Source organism: bacterium, from assembly GCA_029210545.1.
In the GTDB taxonomy this organism is placed as follows: Bacteria; BMS3Abin14; BMS3Abin14; order BMS3Abin14; family BMS3Abin14; genus JARGFV01.
Genome location: JARGFV010000055.1, coordinates 1 through 15,945, shown reverse-complemented (window position 1 = coordinate 15,945; position 15,945 = coordinate 1). Strand labels below are relative to the sequence as shown.

Genomic DNA, 15,945 nt, shown 5'->3' with positions numbered 1-15,945 from the left:
CCGTCGATCTGGATGAGTTCTCCGAAACGTGAGCGCCGTTCACGCAACTGAAAGGCTTTGGGATATTTGCGTTTTTTGGGTTTCCAGATACCTTCGTTGATCATCCATTGCCGGAGGGTCTCTACGGAAAGGGAGAACTCGTGTTTCTCGGTGAGCTTCTCATGGGCAAGGGTCGGTCCAAAGTCATGGTAACGTTTCTGTATGAGCTCGATCGCTTTGTTGCGTGTTTCCTCGGGCAGACACCGGTTGCTCGGCCGACCCCGGCGGCGGGAGACCAAGGCAGACGGCCCTTCCCGTTTGAAGCGCTTAACCAAACGCTTTATCTGGCGGATGCTCAACCCTAACTGAGCAGCAGCGACTTTTTGCTTGATGGCACCGGAGACTAACGCATTCATAACGGTGACACGATCCAGTTCCTTGTGGCTCATTGTGAATATCTCCTCTGACATGTCGCCCCCTTGCAAAAGTTGAAGTAGGGGACATTTGTAACTTGGACAGAGGGGACATTACTACTTTGGACTAACACCTGTCTCACGTTCGTTCCCTTCCTTCTTCGTCACGCCAGAGGCGTGATGAGATCTGTGAGAGCCCGCTCTTGCCTTTTTTACAGAAATTGCTTTCTCCGAGATTGATTCACCTGGGGCCCGCCCAATCCCCCACCTTGCGCAGTCCCGCGGCAAGCGGTATCCCCGCCACCAGCAGGGACATGATCCCCGCCCCGGCGAGGCTGATGAGTGAATCGGTCCTGGTGAGCGCCGCTAACCCCATGCGGTAGGCGAAAAACCGGTACACGGGCGCTGCCAGGAAGATCACCATCCCCCCGATGTAGGCCAGGCTGATGATCATGGAGGCGACACCACCTGCCGAGGCCGGTATCTGGGCCTCGTTCTCGAAATCGAAGCGCGGGTACACCGCCCCCATGCCCAGAGAAAGTCCTGTCAGCGCCAGGGCCATGACGAGGGACGCCGCGGTGAACAGGAGCATCATGTCCCCACGGACCCCGAGGACGTAGTTCGTGGCCATGGACAGGATGAAAGAAACGAGACACAGGGGGGCGGCGGCGAAAAGGTACTTGGCGATAAAAAAGCGCTTCATGGGCACGGGCGAGGACAGGGTGACCCAGAGGGCCCGCCCTTCCAGGCTCACCGAGGGGAACACGAACCGGACGCACAGGGCCGACAGCACGAACCCGCTGATGCCCAGGTTCAGAAAGGCCACCATGTTTTTGTAGAACATCCCACCGAGAGGAAAACTGTAGGCGTTGTAGACATACAGGACCACGAGGGCTCCCAGGAGGAAAAGCTGTGTCCAGCGGGACGGGTCTCTCGCGAAAAGGAGCATGTCCTTTGTCAGGTATGAGCCCATGATCGGATCCATCCTTCCCATGAGGCGCTCCGTCAGGCTGATCCCCGCCCTTTCCTTGCGGACGTGTCCCTCGTCCGCGGCGGCCAGGCTTTTAAAATAAAACAGCCTGAAGATGAGGTAGAACGCCGCAAGAGTAACGAGAGTTGCTCCCACCAGGTACACGACGTTGGTCCAGTACACCGCACCGGTTCCCCCGGTGCTCAGGTTAACAACAGCCGTTGTGGCCCAGCTCGTGGGCATGAGGGGTGATTCGGGGACCGTCATGGCCGTGACGAACTCCATGACCTCCTCTTCCGGAACGTCCATGAATAGCCTCTCGGGCCGGCTCATCCGGAACAGGATGATAATGAGGGAGGCCACGGCCAGACTGATAAAGCTCACTGCATGGTTGACCTTCGACGCCGGGAGGATCCGCATGAGGATCATGGCCAGGGAACAGCCGGTGAATACCGGTATGGACACCAGGAGAAAAAAGACAGGAGCCCACCCCGCGATGAACTCCCATCCGAGGCCAAGGCGTTTTCCGTAGGCGAAGAAGGGGGGCGCCCCGAACACGAAGATCATCCATGAACTCTGGAAAAAGACCAGGACCAGCCGCTGGAGGATAAAAGCTGTGGGAGAAAGGGGCGTCGTGACAAGCAAAGGGATCTCTGAGCTCATGTAAAAGCCCGAAATGGCCGACGAGAGGCTGGACAGGGCCAGGAGCCCGAAAAACGATAAAAACAGCGTGTGGATGAGCTGATGGAGCATGAAGGGGGCCAGGAACTCCAGTTTCTCCTGGATGGCGGCTATGAGACGCAGGAAGAACAGGTGATCGAACCATATGAAAGTGACGGCCAGAAACGTGATGATGGCGGCCCAGAACAGGTTCTTCCGACCTCCGAAACGGAAGATGTTGACGAACTCGCGCACCCGGTAACCGGTGAGAAGGAAAATTGATCTGACGAACCCTGCGTGGGTATTCATGGTGTAATCCAAGTTTCCATTTTCGGTTCATCCGGTTAATGCGTACCTTGGTGGTATCACCACAAGTCACATAAAAGCTTTTAACCACAGACCCCAGACACAGATTTTCAGCGACATTCTCTCTTTATCCAGGAATGTCGGTGAAAATCTGTTCTCCTTCGCTCTCGATGGTGAGCCGGAGGAACACCTCTTCCAGGTGGATCCCGGGGGCCCGAACCAGGTCAGCCAGTTCGCTGACGCTGCCGAGCGCCGTGAGTTTACCGTGGTGGATGATCCCTATCCGGTCGCATACTGCCTCGGCGGTGGCCAGTTCGTGGGTGGTCAGAAAAACAGTCATCCCATCGGCGGCGAGGTCGCGGAACATCTTTCTCACCTTGCGGGCCCCCTTGGGGTCCAGGCCCACCATGGGCTCGTCCACGATGAGCACCTTCGGGGCATGAAGCAGGGCCGCCGCCATGGCCAGCCTTTTCCTCATCCCGTGGGAATAGCTCTCTACCAGATGGTTCCCCCAGCTGGTGAGTTCAAAAAACTCCAGCTGTTCGACGGCCCCATCCAGGGCGGCGGCGGCGCTCATGCCGTAGAGCCTTCCCACGAACCGCAGGAACTCTCTGCCCGTCAGCCGGTCGAAGATGAAGGGTGTGTCAGGGATGAACCCGGTCACCGATTTGGCTTCGATGGGCTGACGGACGATATCAAACCCCGCGATGGCCACGGCGCCGGAAGTTGGCGGCAGCAGGCCGGAAAGGACCTTGATGGTGGTGGTCTTCCCGGCACCGTTGGGACCGAGGAAGCCGAACACCTCGCCGGCCGGAACCTCAAGAGACAGGTCGTGGACCGCCTCGAAATCGCCGTACTGCTTGTAAAGGCTGGTGATGGAGATCAATGTTCCTCCTCGTCGCGGAGGTTGGAAGTAATCAGTACTAAGTACTAAGTGCTCAGACAATACATGATTATCGTCAGATGTTCGGCAATATATTACCGGCTGCTGGATCCTGGCTACCGGCTACTGCTTTAATAGCATCCCCACCTTCATTTTCTTCCCTCCCCGGCCCAGCTCGAGGATCACCTCGTCCCCCCAGTCCACGGCTTCGAATGCTGAGCGGAACGCCTTCAGGTCAGGTGTGTCCTTCCCGTTGACACGAAGGATAAGGTCCCCCGGTTCGATCCCCGCCCGGTCGGCCTGGCTGGCCCTGGTGACCCTCGTTATCAGGACGCCGCGCTCGTAGCGGTACCCCAGCTCCTCGGCGAGCTTTTCGGTGAGAACCTCCACCGAAAAACCAAGGGCGGTCCTGAGCCTGTCTCCGGATTCTTTGGGGCGTTCCGGAAGTTTACCCACCGTGACCATGAAGGTGTTTGGAATGCCATCTCTTACAGCCACCAGGGGGACCACTTCACCAACCCTCAGGACACTGGTCATCCGGTAAAACGAGCCTGTGTCCCTGACGTCCCTCCCCTTGACCTTGGTGATGATATCGCCCCGCTTTAAACCGGCCCCTTTCCTGGCATCCTCCGCAAGGACCTCGGTGACCACAACCCCGGCCTTCACAGAGGCGCCCATGGCCCGGATGATCTCCGGTGTGGCATCCTGAACCCTGATCCCCAGGTCGGACCTCACGATCCTGCCTGTACGCAGGAGGCTGTCCATGACCGTGACGGCCATGTTCGTGGGGATGGCGAAGCCGATCCCCTGATACCCTCCGCTCCGGCTGAAGATGGCGGTATTGATCCCGATAACGCGGCCGTTCAGGTCGATGAGCGGCCCCCCGCTGTTTCCAGGGTTGATGGCCGCGTCGGTCTGGATGAAATCCTCGAAATCGGCTATCCCCACGTCGGCGCGCCCCTTGGCGCTGACCACCCCGACCGTCACGCTCTGCCCAAGTCCAAAGGGGTTTCCGATGGCCACGGCCCACTGCCCCACCTCGATGGCATCGGAATCGGCAAGGGGTGCGGCGGCATAACGGCCCTTTGGAAGCCTCAGCACGGCGATGTCGGTCCTGGGATCGCTGCCGACCACTGTGGCTGTAGTCTCGCTCCTGTCGTCCAGTGTGACCCTTATCTCGTCGGCGCCCTCGATAACGTGGTTGTTGGTCAGGACGATCCCCTCCCCGCGCACGATGACTCCCGACCCGAGACCCACCTGGACCGTTTTCTCATCCCCGGGCCCGGAGAACCTCCGTGAAAAGTCGCGCCCGAAAAACTCCTGGAACGGTTCGAACATGTCGCCGAAGAGGCGGTCGTTAAAGCTGTAGTTGCGGCTGAACTTACGGAACGTGCGGATGTTAACGACGGAAGGGGTGACGCTTTTGCTGATACGGACGAAGGCTTCCTGGGTGTTTTGAAGGTCCTTGAGCACCGGTCCTTCGGCTTGTGCGGAGACCCCGCCCGGACCGGGGAAAAGAACCAGGCCGAAAAGCAGGCAGGCGAACAGCGTGCCGAAACACCTCGACACGCTGCAAAAACCTGCTCTATCCGAAGAAATCCGACGCACTCAGGCCCTCCTCTTCCAGGAACGTCCTGAGGTTCCTGATAATCCTGGCCTCGAGCTGCCTTACCCGTTCTCGCGTGATCCCGAGGTGCTCCCCGACCTCCTGAAGGGTCAGCGGGTCGTCCCTCATCCACCTCATCGTAAAGATCTTCCGGTCGCGCTCAGCCAGGGAATCCACAAAACCGGAAAGCTTTTTCAGGTAGATCGAACGGGCCTGTGCATCGGCTACCCGCCTTTCGGTGTCCGGTTCGAGGGCCGGTATCGTGTCGAGGAGGGTAAAATCGCCGTCATCTCCCCTTTTAGCCTCGAGGGAAAGGTCTCCGCCGCTGAGGCGCATGCTCATTTCCTCGACCTCCGACTCCTTGACCTTGAGGGTCCCGGCGATGGCCTTTGAGTCCGGCTCGATCCCCATCTTCCGGAGCCGCTCCCTCTCCTTGCTCAGCTGAAAATACAGGGTCCTCTGGGCCTGGGTCGTCCCGATCTTGACCATGCGCGTGTTGTTCATGATATAGCGGATGATGTAGGCCCTTATCCACCACGCCGCATAGGAAGAGAACCGCACACCGCGGTAAGGATCGTATTTTTTAACCGCGTGCATGAGGCCAACGTTCCCCTCCTGGATGAGATCCACGATCTCCCGCCAGAGTCGTCGGTACTCAAGGGCGATCTTGATGACCAGCCTCAGGTTTGAGGTGACGAGTTCGTAGGCGGCGTCCAGGTCCCCGTCCTCAAGATAATTGATGGCGATCCGTTTCTCCTCCTCACGGGTAAGAATGGGGTAGTGACGAACTGTCTGGTAGTAAGCGGTGACCGGATCGTAGATGGCCGGCCTGGATCTGTCGGCATCCCTGGACGGTTCAGGCAGGACTTTGACTTCCTCCGGCACAGAATCATCCTCGCCTAGAAGGATCTCGATCTGGTCATCGGGGACCAGCTGAGACTCACCTTGAGTCTCGGACACAGACTCAGACACAGTGGAAGCACGGGTCCTGGCCTTCGTATTAACCTTGGCCTTATCACCGGCTTTCGCCTTGGATGGGGCTTTGGGTTCAGCTTCAGTTCCGGTTTCGGGTTTCTTGTCCGTCGTCTTGTCCATCCTAGCCTGTAAGGCGAAGTTGGAAGCTCCAGGGGCGAAGTCGGATGAGTCCCTGGTTTTGGATCCGGATGGAGCCTTTGGCAGAGTTCCGGTCCCCGAGCTTTTTTTTTGCGCGGCTTTTTTCTGTGTCCGTGTCCGGGTCTGAGACTTGTCTTTTTCAGCCATGGTTTCTCACTTCCGCGGCGGCCCTCAGCTGTCCGCAGGCGGCTTCGATCTCCTGCCCCCTGCTCTTCCTGACAGTAGTGAGCACCCCTTTTGCGAACAGGGCGCTTTGAAAGGCCTCGATCCTGGATGGGGACGGGGCCTTCAGGCCGGATCTGTTGTCGTTGCACGGGATCAGGTTCACTTTGGACGGCAGCCCCTTGAGGATGTAGGCGAGTCTCCAGGCATCCTCAAGGGTGTCGTTCACCCCTTCGATAAGCACATACTCGAAGGTGATCCTCCGTCGCGCCTTGACGGGAAAGCTTTTCACCGCTTTCATGAGCTCCCTGATAGGGTATTTACGGTTCACCGGCATGAGCTTTGTCCTGGTGGCGTCCTCGGTGGCGTTGAGGGATACAGCCAGGTTCACATCCAGTCCGGCCCCGGCAAGGCAGAGTACCCCCGGTACCCAGCCGCAGGTGGAGACCGTGACCCTCCGCGGGCTGAAATCGAGGGCCCTGTCGCTGAGAATGATCTCCAGGGAACAGAGCAGGGATTCCAGGTTCCGGAGGGGCTCCCCCATGCCCATGAACACCAGGTTGCGAAGATCGAGCCTGTCGCCAACGTACCTGACAGCGTACACCACCTGGGCCAGGATCTCTCCCGGTGTCAGGTCTCTTCCGCCCCTTGTCCTGCCGGTCTCACAGAAAACGCACCCCATGGCACATCCGGTCTGGGTGGAGATGCACAAAGTCTTGTGACCCTCTTCGGGTATGATCACCGATTCGATCATTTCGCCATCTTCGAGAATGTGCAGGAACTTCACCGTTCCGTCATCGCTATCATGGCGTTCGATCTCTCTCATGGGGTTGAGTTCGACCATTGAAGAAAGTTCTTCACGAAGCACGAGGGGCATGTCGGTCATGGCTCCGAAATCGGCGGCACCGCGGACGTACACCCATTTCAGCACCTGGTCAGTGCGGAACGGCTTCGGGTCCAGCTCAGCGAGGAGCTTTTCGAGTTGCTCAAATGTCAGGTCGAAAAAGTTGGTCATAAGCGCAGTACTCAGATTCAAGTAGTCAGATTTCAGTAAATGCTTTTGGACTAAGTCGCCGGGGCCATCGGGCTAGTCTGCCTACTGAATACTGTCTACCGGATACTCTTTTCAGCCATGGACCTCAATGGCTGAAAAAAAATACGGGATCTCGAAATCGGCCGATTCCCGGGAATCGGAACCGTGGACGATGTTCCTCTCGATGCTCTCGGCGTGGTCGGCCCTGATGGTTCCCGGATCAGCCTCCGCGGGGTTGGTGGCCCCCATGAGATCCCGGTTGACGGCGATGGCGTCATGGCCTTCGAGAACCAGCACGATGACGGGCCCGGAGGACATGTAACCCTTGAGGTCACCGAAAAACGGCCTTTCCCTGTGCACGATATAAAACCCGCCTGCCTCCTCCGGAGTCAAGTGTACCATCTTCATGGCGGCGATCCTGAGACCGGCCTTTTCGAACCGTGACAGAACGTCGCCGATGACGTTCTTCTCGACTCCATCGGGCTTGATGATGGAAAGTGTCCGCTGGATCTGGGGCATACGCTTACCTCTCTTTCGTTGTTTGCCAGGAACCCGGCACATCGTTCCGGCACCCTAAAGTACCGAAATATAATGGTTGATCTTCCTTTTCCACAGAAATTGTGGAATAGGCGTGGACAACCCTGTGTAAAAGCGACTCCGGAGAACGCCCTGAATGGGGTCCATACCATTTGCATATTAATTGTGCAGCTTCCTTAACCTTTATTTTACAACAGGTTAAGCTATTTCAATACCCGTTTCGTTCGATCCGGATGAAAAGAGCCGAAGGGATCCAAATCGTTTGATCTCGTGAATATATTTTCACAATCGGACCTGTTGATAAAGCCCTAACCCGAGTATGTTATATGTGAGCTCCCGATCCAGAATTTCCCTATCTCTTTGTGCAGGAAATCGGGTATCCGGCCCTCCGCCGCCATATCACCGGCCGCTTCCCTCGCCTGGGCCATAATATCACTGTCCCTCAAGGGATGGGCGTACATGAAATCGGGCATCCCGGATTGCCTGGAACCCAGAAAATCTCCCGGACCACGGATCCTCAGGTCCGCGTCGGCGATGGTAAATCCCGAGTCTGTTGACACCAATACCTCAAGGCGGGCCCTCGCCTCCGGCGACGCGGAGGATCCCTCCATGAGGATGCAGGTAGATTTTTCGTGGCCTCTCCCGACGCGTCCCCGGAGCTGGTGAAGCTGAAACAGTCCGAAACGCTCGGCGTGTTCGATGACCATGAGAGTGGCGTTGGGCACATCCACACCCACCTCGATGACCGTGGTGGAGACGAGGACCTGGTCCTTGCCTTGTCGGAACCGGTCCATGACAATCGCCTTTTCACGGGGGGCCATCCTCCCGGTGAGAAGCCCGATCCTCAGGTGCGGAAAGATCCTCTCCCGATACTCCCTGGCCATCTCGTTGGCGGCCAGCAGCTCCACCTTTTCAGATTCTTCAACGAGGGGATAGACGATGTAGACCTGTCTGCCCCGCCCTGCTTCCCTGGAAACCCGCAAGTACATCCGGGACCGGTCCCTCTCCTTGTAGATGACAGTCTCCACGGGCGTCCTTCCCGGCGGAAGCTCGTCGATGGTACTGATGTCAAGGTCGCCGTATATCACCATGGTAAGGCTTCTCGGTATAGGTGTGGCGGTCATGACGAGAAAGTGGGGGCTCGTACCCTTTTCCCTCAGAGCCAGCCTCTGCAGGACACCGAAACGGTGCTGTTCGTCCACCACGGCAAGGGCAAGGTCCTTAAACTGCACACCCTCCTGGATAATGGCGTGGGTTCCCACAAACAGCTTGATCTCGCCGCTGCCGGCGCCTCCAACCGCCCGTCGCCTGCCTTCAGCGTCCATGCTGCCGGTGAGCAGGGCGACTTCCATTCCCAGTTTTTCACACCACGCCGACAGGTTCCGGTAATGCTGCCCGGCGAGGACCTCTGTAGGGGCCATGAGAACAGACTGTCTACCGTCCTCGGCGGCCCGCAGCATTGCCAGAAATGCCACGAGGGTCTTGCCCGATCCCACATCCCCCTGAAGCAGACGGTGCATGGGTGTTCCAGATGCCAGATCCCTCCTGATCTCACTGGTGGACCGTTCCTGGGCTCCTGTCAGTTCAAAGGGCAGATCGCCCAGGAAAGACCTTTCCAGGGACCCGTCACCCGTGATCACCGGAGCGGTCCTGCTGTCGAGCTCACGCCTCCGTGCCAGCAGCCCAAGCTGAAAAACGAGCAGTTCTCCGAACTTGAGTCGGTTATGCCAACGGGAGGTGCCCTCATTGAGAGACCCGACATCCGCGTCCCTGGGGGGCTGGTGCAGCGCTGCCAGCGATTCGGGAAGATCGGGCAGACCGTACTTTTCCAGGATGTGGCCAGGTACGTACTCACTCACCTTGCCGATACACCATTTAACGGCGGCGCCCACGGCCTTTCGCATGAGCTGCTGGCTCAGCCCTTCGGAAACGCTGTACACGGGAACGAGCCCCACGCCGTCACCGGCCTCCAACGATGTCAAATCAGGGTGGTGCATCTCGACCTGGCCGCCGAAGGCGTCGACCCGGCCGCTGGCCAGCGCCTCTGAACCGGGGGGGAAGCGCCCCTCGATGTTTTTCCTGAGCCACTTTCCGAAACGGAACCATTTGAGTACCAGGACCCCTTTGCCGTCGGTGATCATGGCTTCGAGCACACGGCGCGTCCGGTACCTTCTTTCGCTTATCGACAGGACCTGCCCCCGTACGGTGGCGAACTGGCCGGGGTTCAGGGTGGGGATCGGTTGGGGGTTGGATCGGTCCTGGTATGCCCTGGGTAGAAAGTAAAGGAGGCCTTCGGCACTTTCCACACCCAGGGCGGCCAACCGCGAAGCAGTCTTTTCACCAACCCCGTCGAGGTCGGTCAGCTTTGTCACCCCGGGCGACTTTGCACTCAAACCTGTTACCGAGAGTCCGGGTTTAACCCAGAAGAACCTCGTTGAGATCCTTGAGAAGGGCCTCGAGATCGACACCGTGGGCCACGGCCCCGTATTCCAGGGACTCCGCCTCGGCTCCAAGGCATCCGAAACAGTTCATGCCATATTTCCTGAGAACCTTGACCGTATCCGGATAGGCCCTGAGAACTTCGTTGAAAGTCATTTCTCCCGTTATCTTGGCCATGGCGTTACCCTCACAAAGAGTGCAGAGTGCAGAGTGTAGAGTGTAGAGTGCAGGCCCAATTTCTCCATGTCCGGCATCCCATTATCCCTCTGCACGCTGCGCTCTGCACTTGACACTGGATAAGTGTACTTGCTTCTTCTCTGTGGTTATGGTAGCAATGCAGGTCTTTTCCCGCAACACAAAAGCCAACAGCGGGAGGTTCAAAACCCTCGGGAGGTTACCATGTCACGCACCTGCGATATCTGTGGAAAAGGGCCCATGGTCGGATGCAACATCAGCCATGCCCATAACAAGACCAAGAGGCGGTTCCTGCCTAACTTGCAGACCGTGCGCATCAGGGAAGGCGGCAATGTCAGGAAAGCCACCGTCTGCACCAAATGCATCCGTACCGGAAATTTCGAAAAAGCGGTATAAATAACTGCCAGTACTTAGTACCAAGTACCATGTACTACGATTGATGCCCGGAACCCAGGCCTTGGATCCCGGAACCTTTCTTAAAGCATAATCTCCGGGTTGATACAAAACACCTTTCATGATCCCATACCCCGGAGATTCAAGGACCCCGTCAGGGGTCTTTTTAATATTCAAAACAGGGTCGCAAAAAGTCCAATCCGGGACTTTTCGCTCCACGGAAAGGGAAAAGCGTCGTTTTCCCTTTCCTTACAAATCAATGACTTGCGGTGCAGGTCATTGATTTGGGCGCCCCGCGCGGGGCGCGTTGATGACTTTTTGCGAAGTCATCAAAATTCTACAGAATTTTGAATCAAGCGACGGCTAGATCGCCGCGGTCGCGGCCATTTCAATATTCGCCCCCATGGGGAGAGCGGACACACCTATGGTGACCCTCGCCGGAGGATCTGAAGTAAAGATCCCGGCCAAGTAACTGTTGACCTCCGGAAAATCCGCCAGATCGATCAGGAAGACCTCCAGCTTGAGAACTTTCTCCAGGCTGCTGCCGGCTGCGGCCAGGACCGCCTCGATGTTATCGATGACCCTCCTTGCCTGGGTCACGATATCACCCTCGACAAGCTGATCTGTCCCGGGGTCCAGGGGGATCTGGCCGGCACAGAAAACGAGATTGCCGTAGACAGCAGCCTGGCTGTACGGTCCGATGGCGGCGGGGGCACTTTCAGTGGAAACGACATGCCTTTTCACTATTAATCCTCCTCGGATTCAGAAAACAGGCTTTTCATTCCTGGCACACATACCCGATCATTTCTGTAAATAGAAAGCGGGAGGCTTTGAAAAAGCCTCCCGCAATACTATTTGATTTCGGTAATGATCAAAAGTGATTAAATCCGGTTTTTGCGACTTAACGTTGATGACTTCGCAAAAAGTCATCAACGCGCCCCGCGCGGGGCGCCCAAATCAATGACCGGCACCGCAAGTCATTGATTTGTAAGGAAAGGGAAAACGACGCTTTTCCCTTTCCGTGGAGCGAAAAGTCCCGGATTGGACTTTTTGCGACGTCCCTTCTTACACCACTATATAGACATCACCGACCCGGGAAGGTTGTAATTCCAGTTAAATTTCTTGGAAAGGTGGATCCGATTACTCCTGTGATCTCAACGGACATTGTAGCCGCTTTATTTCCGTTAACAGTAACCGAAATCGGCAAGGCTCCAACAAAACCCACAAGAGTTTTTTTAAGCTCTCCAACATCCTGGTTAAAATCACTCTGTTTGAATATTTGTTTGCCGTCAATGACAATCAACGCACTCGTTACACGTACAGTACCGTTTTCAACCTTAATGGAAAGATCGGTGGCCCTCGGGCTAATGTAAAAGGATCCCGACCATTCTCCCTTTTCAAACTCTCCCTGGAAAAAAGTTATTCGTCCATTCTCCGCGTTGGCCAACGCAGGCATCATAATCATCGCACATAAAGTGAAAACCATCGCTATCCCAGTAGCTTTTTTCATAATTTTACCTCCCTTTTCAACACAAAGCCCATTTTTCCTTCTCTTCGATTGAACAATCACAACACTTGTGTTGCAAAAAGCTTGCCGCATTTTTACGTTTATAAGTGGCCGTAAAATATGGGATTTACTAATCATGCCAGGGGTCATAATGAAAATATTTCACAGCATAGACACAATTTTGTAATCAGTAGGGGGGATTCCGGCGATGGATTGTATTTGGAGAACCGCCGTCTGCAGACGGCGGTATCAAGTGGCGCTTCAAGTCGAATCCATTCGACGCGCCACTTCAAGCCCTCGCTTACAGCAGAGGGTCTGGCTGACTGCTACTTTGTCTTGAGCCTCTCTACCGATATCACACCATTGATCCCGGAAAGGCTCTTTAAAAGTCCCTTGAGCTGGCTCAGGTCGGCAACCTCCACTTCGAAGGTGTTGACCGCCGTGCTCTCAGCACTGGTACGGATATCAGCATGGCTGATGTTGATATTCTTGTTGGAGATAATGCTCGTCATCTCGGCCAGGATCCCTTTGATGTCCTCGGACGTGACCTTTATCCTGACCGTTCTGGGAACCTTGACCTTGTCGTCCCAGTTGATATCCACGATCCGGTCACTGTCGTAGCGGTTCGCTTCCAGGTTGGGGCAGTCCACCGTGTGCACCGAGATTCCCCTGCCACGGGTGATGATTCCTATGACGTCGTCTCCCGGGAGGGGGTTGCAGCAGTTGGCGAACCGGACCATGAGGTCGTCCACCCCGTCCACCACGATCCCCTCCTTACGCGCCCGGGCTTTGGATTCCCTTGCCTTTTCCTTGACCTCATCGCCCTTGCCCAGCCGATCGTCGACCTCTTCTGCCGGAAACATGCGGCTTAATACCTGTCTCGGTGAGTACTTTCCAAAACCAACCGTTGCGATGAGATCCTCGACCCTGTGGAAACCGAAAGCCGAGGCGGTTTTCTCGAACTCCTGGCTTTTCCGGCTCTTTTTCAGGGTGGTCCCCATTTTTCGAAGCTCCTTGTCGAGAAGCTCCTCCCCGATCTTGAGGCTTCTTTCCCTTTCCTCCTTCTTGATGAAGCTCCGGATCTTGGACTTGGCGCTGTTGGTGGCCACCATCTTGATCCAGTCCTTGCTTGGATTGTGGCCCTTGGAGGTGATGATCTCCACAACGTCACCGTTCTTGAGCTTGTACTTCAGGGGGACCATTCGTCCGTTGATCCGCGCTCCAACGCATTGATGGCCCACGTCGGTGTGGACGCTGTAGGCAAAATCGATGGGAGTGGCCCCCGCCGGGAACTCCTTGACGTCCCCCTTGGGCGTGAAAACGTAGACCTCATCGGGAAAAAGGTCTGTTCGAACCGTTTCCATGAGTTCTCTCGGATCGTCGACCTCGGTCAGTTCCTCCAGGATCTGCTTGAACCACTTGAACCGCTTGATGTCCTCGTCGGGAACGGCCCCTGAGGCTGCCTTGTAGCGCCAGTGGGAGGCGATCCCGTCCTCTGCCGTCTGGTGCATGTCCCGTGTCCGGATCTGGATCTCCATCCTCTCGCCGACAGGTCCGATAACCGTTGTATGAAGGGATTGGTATCGATTGGACTTGGGGACTCCGATGTAGTCCTTGAAACGCCCCGGTACCGGTTTGAACATGGAGTGAATGATGCCCAGAACGCCGTAACAGTCCCGGACGTTATCAACGATGATACGGAAGGCGATGAGATCGAAGATCTGTTCGAAAGGGAGCCCCTGGTGCTGCATCTTGTTATAGATGCTCCACAGGTGCTTGATCCTGCCTGTTACCTCTCCCTTGATCCGGTGTTCGTCCAGGAATCCGTTGAGGACCTTGATTACCTTCTTGATGTAGGCGTTGTACTCTTTGCGTTTCTGGCTGACCTTTTGTCTCAGGTTCTCACACGCTTCAGGGTACAGGTACTGAAACGCGAGGTCCTCCAACTCGCCCTGGATCCAGGAAATCCCGAGCCGGTTCGCCAGGGGCGCGTAAATATCCATGGTCTCCTGGGAAACCTTGACCTGCTTTTCGGCATTCAGGTGCTCGAGAGTTCTCATGTTGTGAAGCCGGTCGGCTAGTTTGACCATGATAACCCTGATGTCCTGGGCCATGGAAAGGATCATGCGCCGGAGGTTTTCGGCCTGGTGATGGACCCTGGTCTCGAACTCCAGCTTACCTATCTTGGTGAGCCCCTCAACCAGATAGGCCACCTCATCTCCGAAATGTTTGATCAGGTCTTCACGGGTAACATCGGTGTCCTCGATCGTGTCGTGGAGAAGCCCGACGGCGATCGTTGAGACGTCCATCTTCATGTCGGCCAGGATCCAGGCTACCTGGAGGGGGTGGATGAGGTACGGTTCGCCGGACTGGCGCACGTGACCGGCATGAGCCTTGGCGGAATACACGTAAGCTCTGTTGATAAGCTCGAGGTCCGCTTTAGGGTTATAGGAGCGGACACGTTCGAGGATGTCGTCAAGCCTGACCATCGACATGGGTAGACCCGGCAGTTCCTCTCAAATAAAAATCCCCGGCCCGAGGGTGGGCCAGGGGTGGGAAGTCTTTCAGCTGCCAGTTGAGCTATAGTCCAGCCTGGCTTTACTTGTCCGGATCCTCGGCAGAGGCGGCCCCGTATGCCTCGTCCATATCATCATCTTCTGCCATCTCTTTGGCGGCTTCCATGAGGGTACGTTCCCTGACGATCCTTCTGGCGTCTCGTATCTTTATCATATCCTCCTGGCTGGCCGGGACGATCTTGCCTCCAGCGATCTCCTCGAGAGCTGCGACCACCGGCTTGACAAGTTCCTCGGTCTGGACGATTGGTTTGTCCCCGTCGTTGATCTCCCTGGCCCTGGCTACTGCCATCATGGTGAGTTCAAACCTGTTGGGGTATCTTTTAAGAGCCATCTCCATCGTATTGAGTTTCATTCGCTGTCTATCCTCCTGTTTCCCTGTAGATCCCATTTTGATCAGCTCGCAAGAAGTCTCTTCGAGTCATTTTGCGAGGGCATCAGCTTTCGACGGTCCCGCTTTTGCATCTGTGATCCTCGATGATGTACCGAACCGCCTCCACGGCTTCATTGAGATTGTCGTTTACGACAGAGTAATCGTATTCACTGGCGAAGGCAAGCTCCTGGCGGGCCGCTTCGAGCCGCCTGCCGACATCATCCTCGTCCTCTGTTCCCCTGCCACGCAGCCTTCGCTCCTGTTCCTCCACGCTGGGAGGGAGAATGAAGATGAGGACGGCCTCCGGCCTTTTTGTCCGGACCTGCATGGCACCCTGTACGTCAATGTCCAGGATGACATCACAACCTCCTGCACTGACGGAATCAACGGCATCGACGGATGTACCGTAATATTTTCCGTAGACTTCGGCCCACTCCAGGAACCGGTCCTCATGGATCATGGTGCCAAACCGGTCCCGGGTGATGAAGTGGTAATCCTCCCCGTCCTTCTCCTCCGGCCTGGGAGCCCTTGTTGTGTGGGATACTGCCAGCCGCACACCGGGGACAGATCCCAAGATTTTGCGGATCAATGTGGTCTTTCCTCCACCGGACACGGAGGAAATGACGAACAGGTTGCCGCGACTTGTGCAATCTTGTCGTACTGTATCTGTCATAAAGAATTTACCTTGATGCTGCCTTCTCTAAAGTTGAGCGGAAACCTGTAGTACTAGGAGCCTGTCGGAGAACCCCATGCAGGCTCCTGGATATAGTTTTTCGGAAGTAGCATTTAGACCGAAAAGAACA

15 protein-coding genes are annotated in these 15,945 nt (G+C 56.3%); 1 reads left to right on the top strand and 14 read right to left on the bottom strand.

Annotation, left to right across the window (positions count from 1 at the left end):
- From P1S46_07455 to P1S46_07415, 9 genes are all read right to left on the bottom strand, one after another.
- On the bottom strand, positions 1–428 hold a 428-nt coding region (locus tag P1S46_07455; GenBank protein ID MDF1536322.1), incomplete at its 3' end, for a helix-turn-helix domain-containing protein.
- A 205-nt stretch (positions 429–633) separates the two neighbouring features.
- A complete protein-coding gene (locus P1S46_07450; GenBank protein MDF1536321.1) occupies positions 634–2,331 on the bottom strand; it encodes a hypothetical protein in 1,698 nt (565 codons plus the stop codon).
- A 124-nt stretch (positions 2,332–2,455) separates the two neighbouring features.
- Complete coding sequence (locus P1S46_07445; protein MDF1536320.1) at positions 2,456–3,214, bottom strand: ABC transporter ATP-binding protein; 759 nt, start codon at positions 3,212–3,214, stop codon at positions 2,456–2,458.
- A 120-nt stretch (positions 3,215–3,334) separates the two neighbouring features.
- Positions 3,335–4,780: a trypsin-like peptidase domain-containing protein gene (locus P1S46_07440; GenBank protein ID MDF1536319.1), complete on the bottom strand. Its 1,446-nt coding sequence runs from the start codon at positions 4,778–4,780 to the stop codon at positions 3,335–3,337.
- Positions 4,781–4,796: 16 nt separating this feature from the next.
- The gene (locus tag P1S46_07435; protein MDF1536318.1) at positions 4,797–5,912 is read right to left on the bottom strand and encodes an RNA polymerase factor sigma-32; all 1,116 of its coding nucleotides are present in this window, start codon (positions 5,910–5,912) and stop codon (positions 4,797–4,799) included.
- Between the two features lie 157 nt (positions 5,913–6,069).
- Positions 6,070–7,107 carry a 23S rRNA (adenine(2503)-C(2))-methyltransferase RlmN gene (rlmN, locus tag P1S46_07430; protein MDF1536317.1) on the bottom strand — a complete coding sequence of 346 codons (1,038 nt, stop codon included), beginning with the start codon at positions 7,105–7,107 and terminating at the stop codon, positions 6,070–6,072.
- A 111-nt stretch (positions 7,108–7,218) separates the two neighbouring features.
- Positions 7,219–7,644: a nucleoside-diphosphate kinase gene (gene ndk, locus P1S46_07425; protein ID MDF1536316.1), complete on the bottom strand. Its 426-nt coding sequence runs from the start codon at positions 7,642–7,644 to the stop codon at positions 7,219–7,221.
- 326 nt (positions 7,645–7,970) lie between these two features.
- Positions 7,971–10,055 carry an ATP-dependent DNA helicase RecG gene (gene recG, locus P1S46_07420; protein MDF1536315.1) on the bottom strand — a complete coding sequence of 695 codons (2,085 nt, stop codon included), beginning with the start codon at positions 10,053–10,055 and terminating at the stop codon, positions 7,971–7,973.
- Between the two features lie 22 nt (positions 10,056–10,077).
- The gene (locus P1S46_07415; GenBank protein MDF1536314.1) at positions 10,078–10,278 is read right to left on the bottom strand and encodes a DUF1858 domain-containing protein; all 201 of its coding nucleotides are present in this window, start codon (positions 10,276–10,278) and stop codon (positions 10,078–10,080) included.
- A gap of 222 nt (positions 10,279–10,500) precedes the next feature.
- On the opposite strand from P1S46_07415, the gene rpmB reads away from it, so the two are divergent.
- Positions 10,501–10,692: a 50S ribosomal protein L28 gene (rpmB, locus tag P1S46_07410; protein MDF1536313.1), complete on the top strand. Its 192-nt coding sequence runs from the start codon at positions 10,501–10,503 to the stop codon at positions 10,690–10,692.
- A gap of 360 nt (positions 10,693–11,052) precedes the next feature.
- On the opposite strand, the gene P1S46_07405 is transcribed toward rpmB, so the two are convergent.
- The 5 genes from P1S46_07405 to gmk all read right to left on the bottom strand — a co-directional run bounded on the left by P1S46_07405 (position 11,053) and on the right by gmk (position 15,815).
- Positions 11,053–11,433 (bottom strand): Rid family detoxifying hydrolase, encoded by a 381-nt coding sequence (locus P1S46_07405; GenBank protein ID MDF1536312.1) that lies wholly within the window; start codon positions 11,431–11,433, stop codon positions 11,053–11,055.
- 340 nt (positions 11,434–11,773) lie between these two features.
- Positions 11,774–12,199, bottom strand: coding sequence for a hypothetical protein (locus P1S46_07400; protein ID MDF1536311.1), 426 nt, complete (start codon positions 12,197–12,199; stop codon positions 11,774–11,776).
- Between the two features lie 323 nt (positions 12,200–12,522).
- Positions 12,523–14,685 (bottom strand): bifunctional (p)ppGpp synthetase/guanosine-3',5'-bis(diphosphate) 3'-pyrophosphohydrolase, encoded by a 2,163-nt coding sequence (locus P1S46_07395; protein MDF1536310.1) that lies wholly within the window; start codon positions 14,683–14,685, stop codon positions 12,523–12,525.
- Between the two features lie 109 nt (positions 14,686–14,794).
- Positions 14,795–15,124: a DNA-directed RNA polymerase subunit omega gene (gene rpoZ / locus P1S46_07390; GenBank protein MDF1536309.1), complete on the bottom strand. Its 330-nt coding sequence runs from the start codon at positions 15,122–15,124 to the stop codon at positions 14,795–14,797.
- Positions 15,125–15,206: 82 nt separating this feature from the next.
- Positions 15,207–15,815, bottom strand: coding sequence for a guanylate kinase (gene gmk / locus P1S46_07385; protein ID MDF1536308.1), 609 nt, complete (start codon positions 15,813–15,815; stop codon positions 15,207–15,209).
- Positions 15,816–15,945 lie beyond the last annotated feature (130 nt).

What these genes read in the sequence shown, in the direction of transcription:
- P1S46_07400 (MDF1536311.1), bottom strand. Translation starts at nt 12,199, where the DNA reads ATGAAAAAAGCTACTGGGATAGCGATGGTTTTCACTTTATGTGCGATG.
- P1S46_07395 (MDF1536310.1), bottom strand. Translation starts at nt 14,685, where the DNA reads ATGGTCAGGCTTGACGACATCCTCGAACGTGTCCGCTCCTATAACCCT.
- rpmB (MDF1536313.1), top strand. Translation starts at nt 10,501, where the DNA reads ATGTCACGCACCTGCGATATCTGTGGAAAAGGGCCCATGGTCGGATGC.
- gmk (MDF1536308.1), bottom strand. Translation starts at nt 15,815, where the DNA reads ATGACAGATACAGTACGACAAGATTGCACAAGTCGCGGCAACCTGTTC.
- P1S46_07450 (MDF1536321.1), bottom strand. Translation starts at nt 2,331, where the DNA reads ATGAATACCCACGCAGGGTTCGTCAGATCAATTTTCCTTCTCACCGGT.
- rlmN (MDF1536317.1), bottom strand. Translation starts at nt 7,107, where the DNA reads ATGACCAACTTTTTCGACCTGACATTTGAGCAACTCGAAAAGCTCCTC.
- ndk (MDF1536316.1), bottom strand. Translation starts at nt 7,644, where the DNA reads ATGCCCCAGATCCAGCGGACACTTTCCATCATCAAGCCCGATGGAGTC.
- rpoZ (MDF1536309.1), bottom strand. Translation starts at nt 15,124, where the DNA reads ATGAAACTCAATACGATGGAGATGGCTCTTAAAAGATACCCCAACAGG.
- P1S46_07415 (MDF1536314.1), bottom strand. Translation starts at nt 10,278, where the DNA reads ATGGCCAAGATAACGGGAGAAATGACTTTCAACGAAGTTCTCAGGGCC.
- P1S46_07435 (MDF1536318.1), bottom strand. Translation starts at nt 5,912, where the DNA reads ATGGACAAGACGACGGACAAGAAACCCGAAACCGGAACTGAAGCTGAA.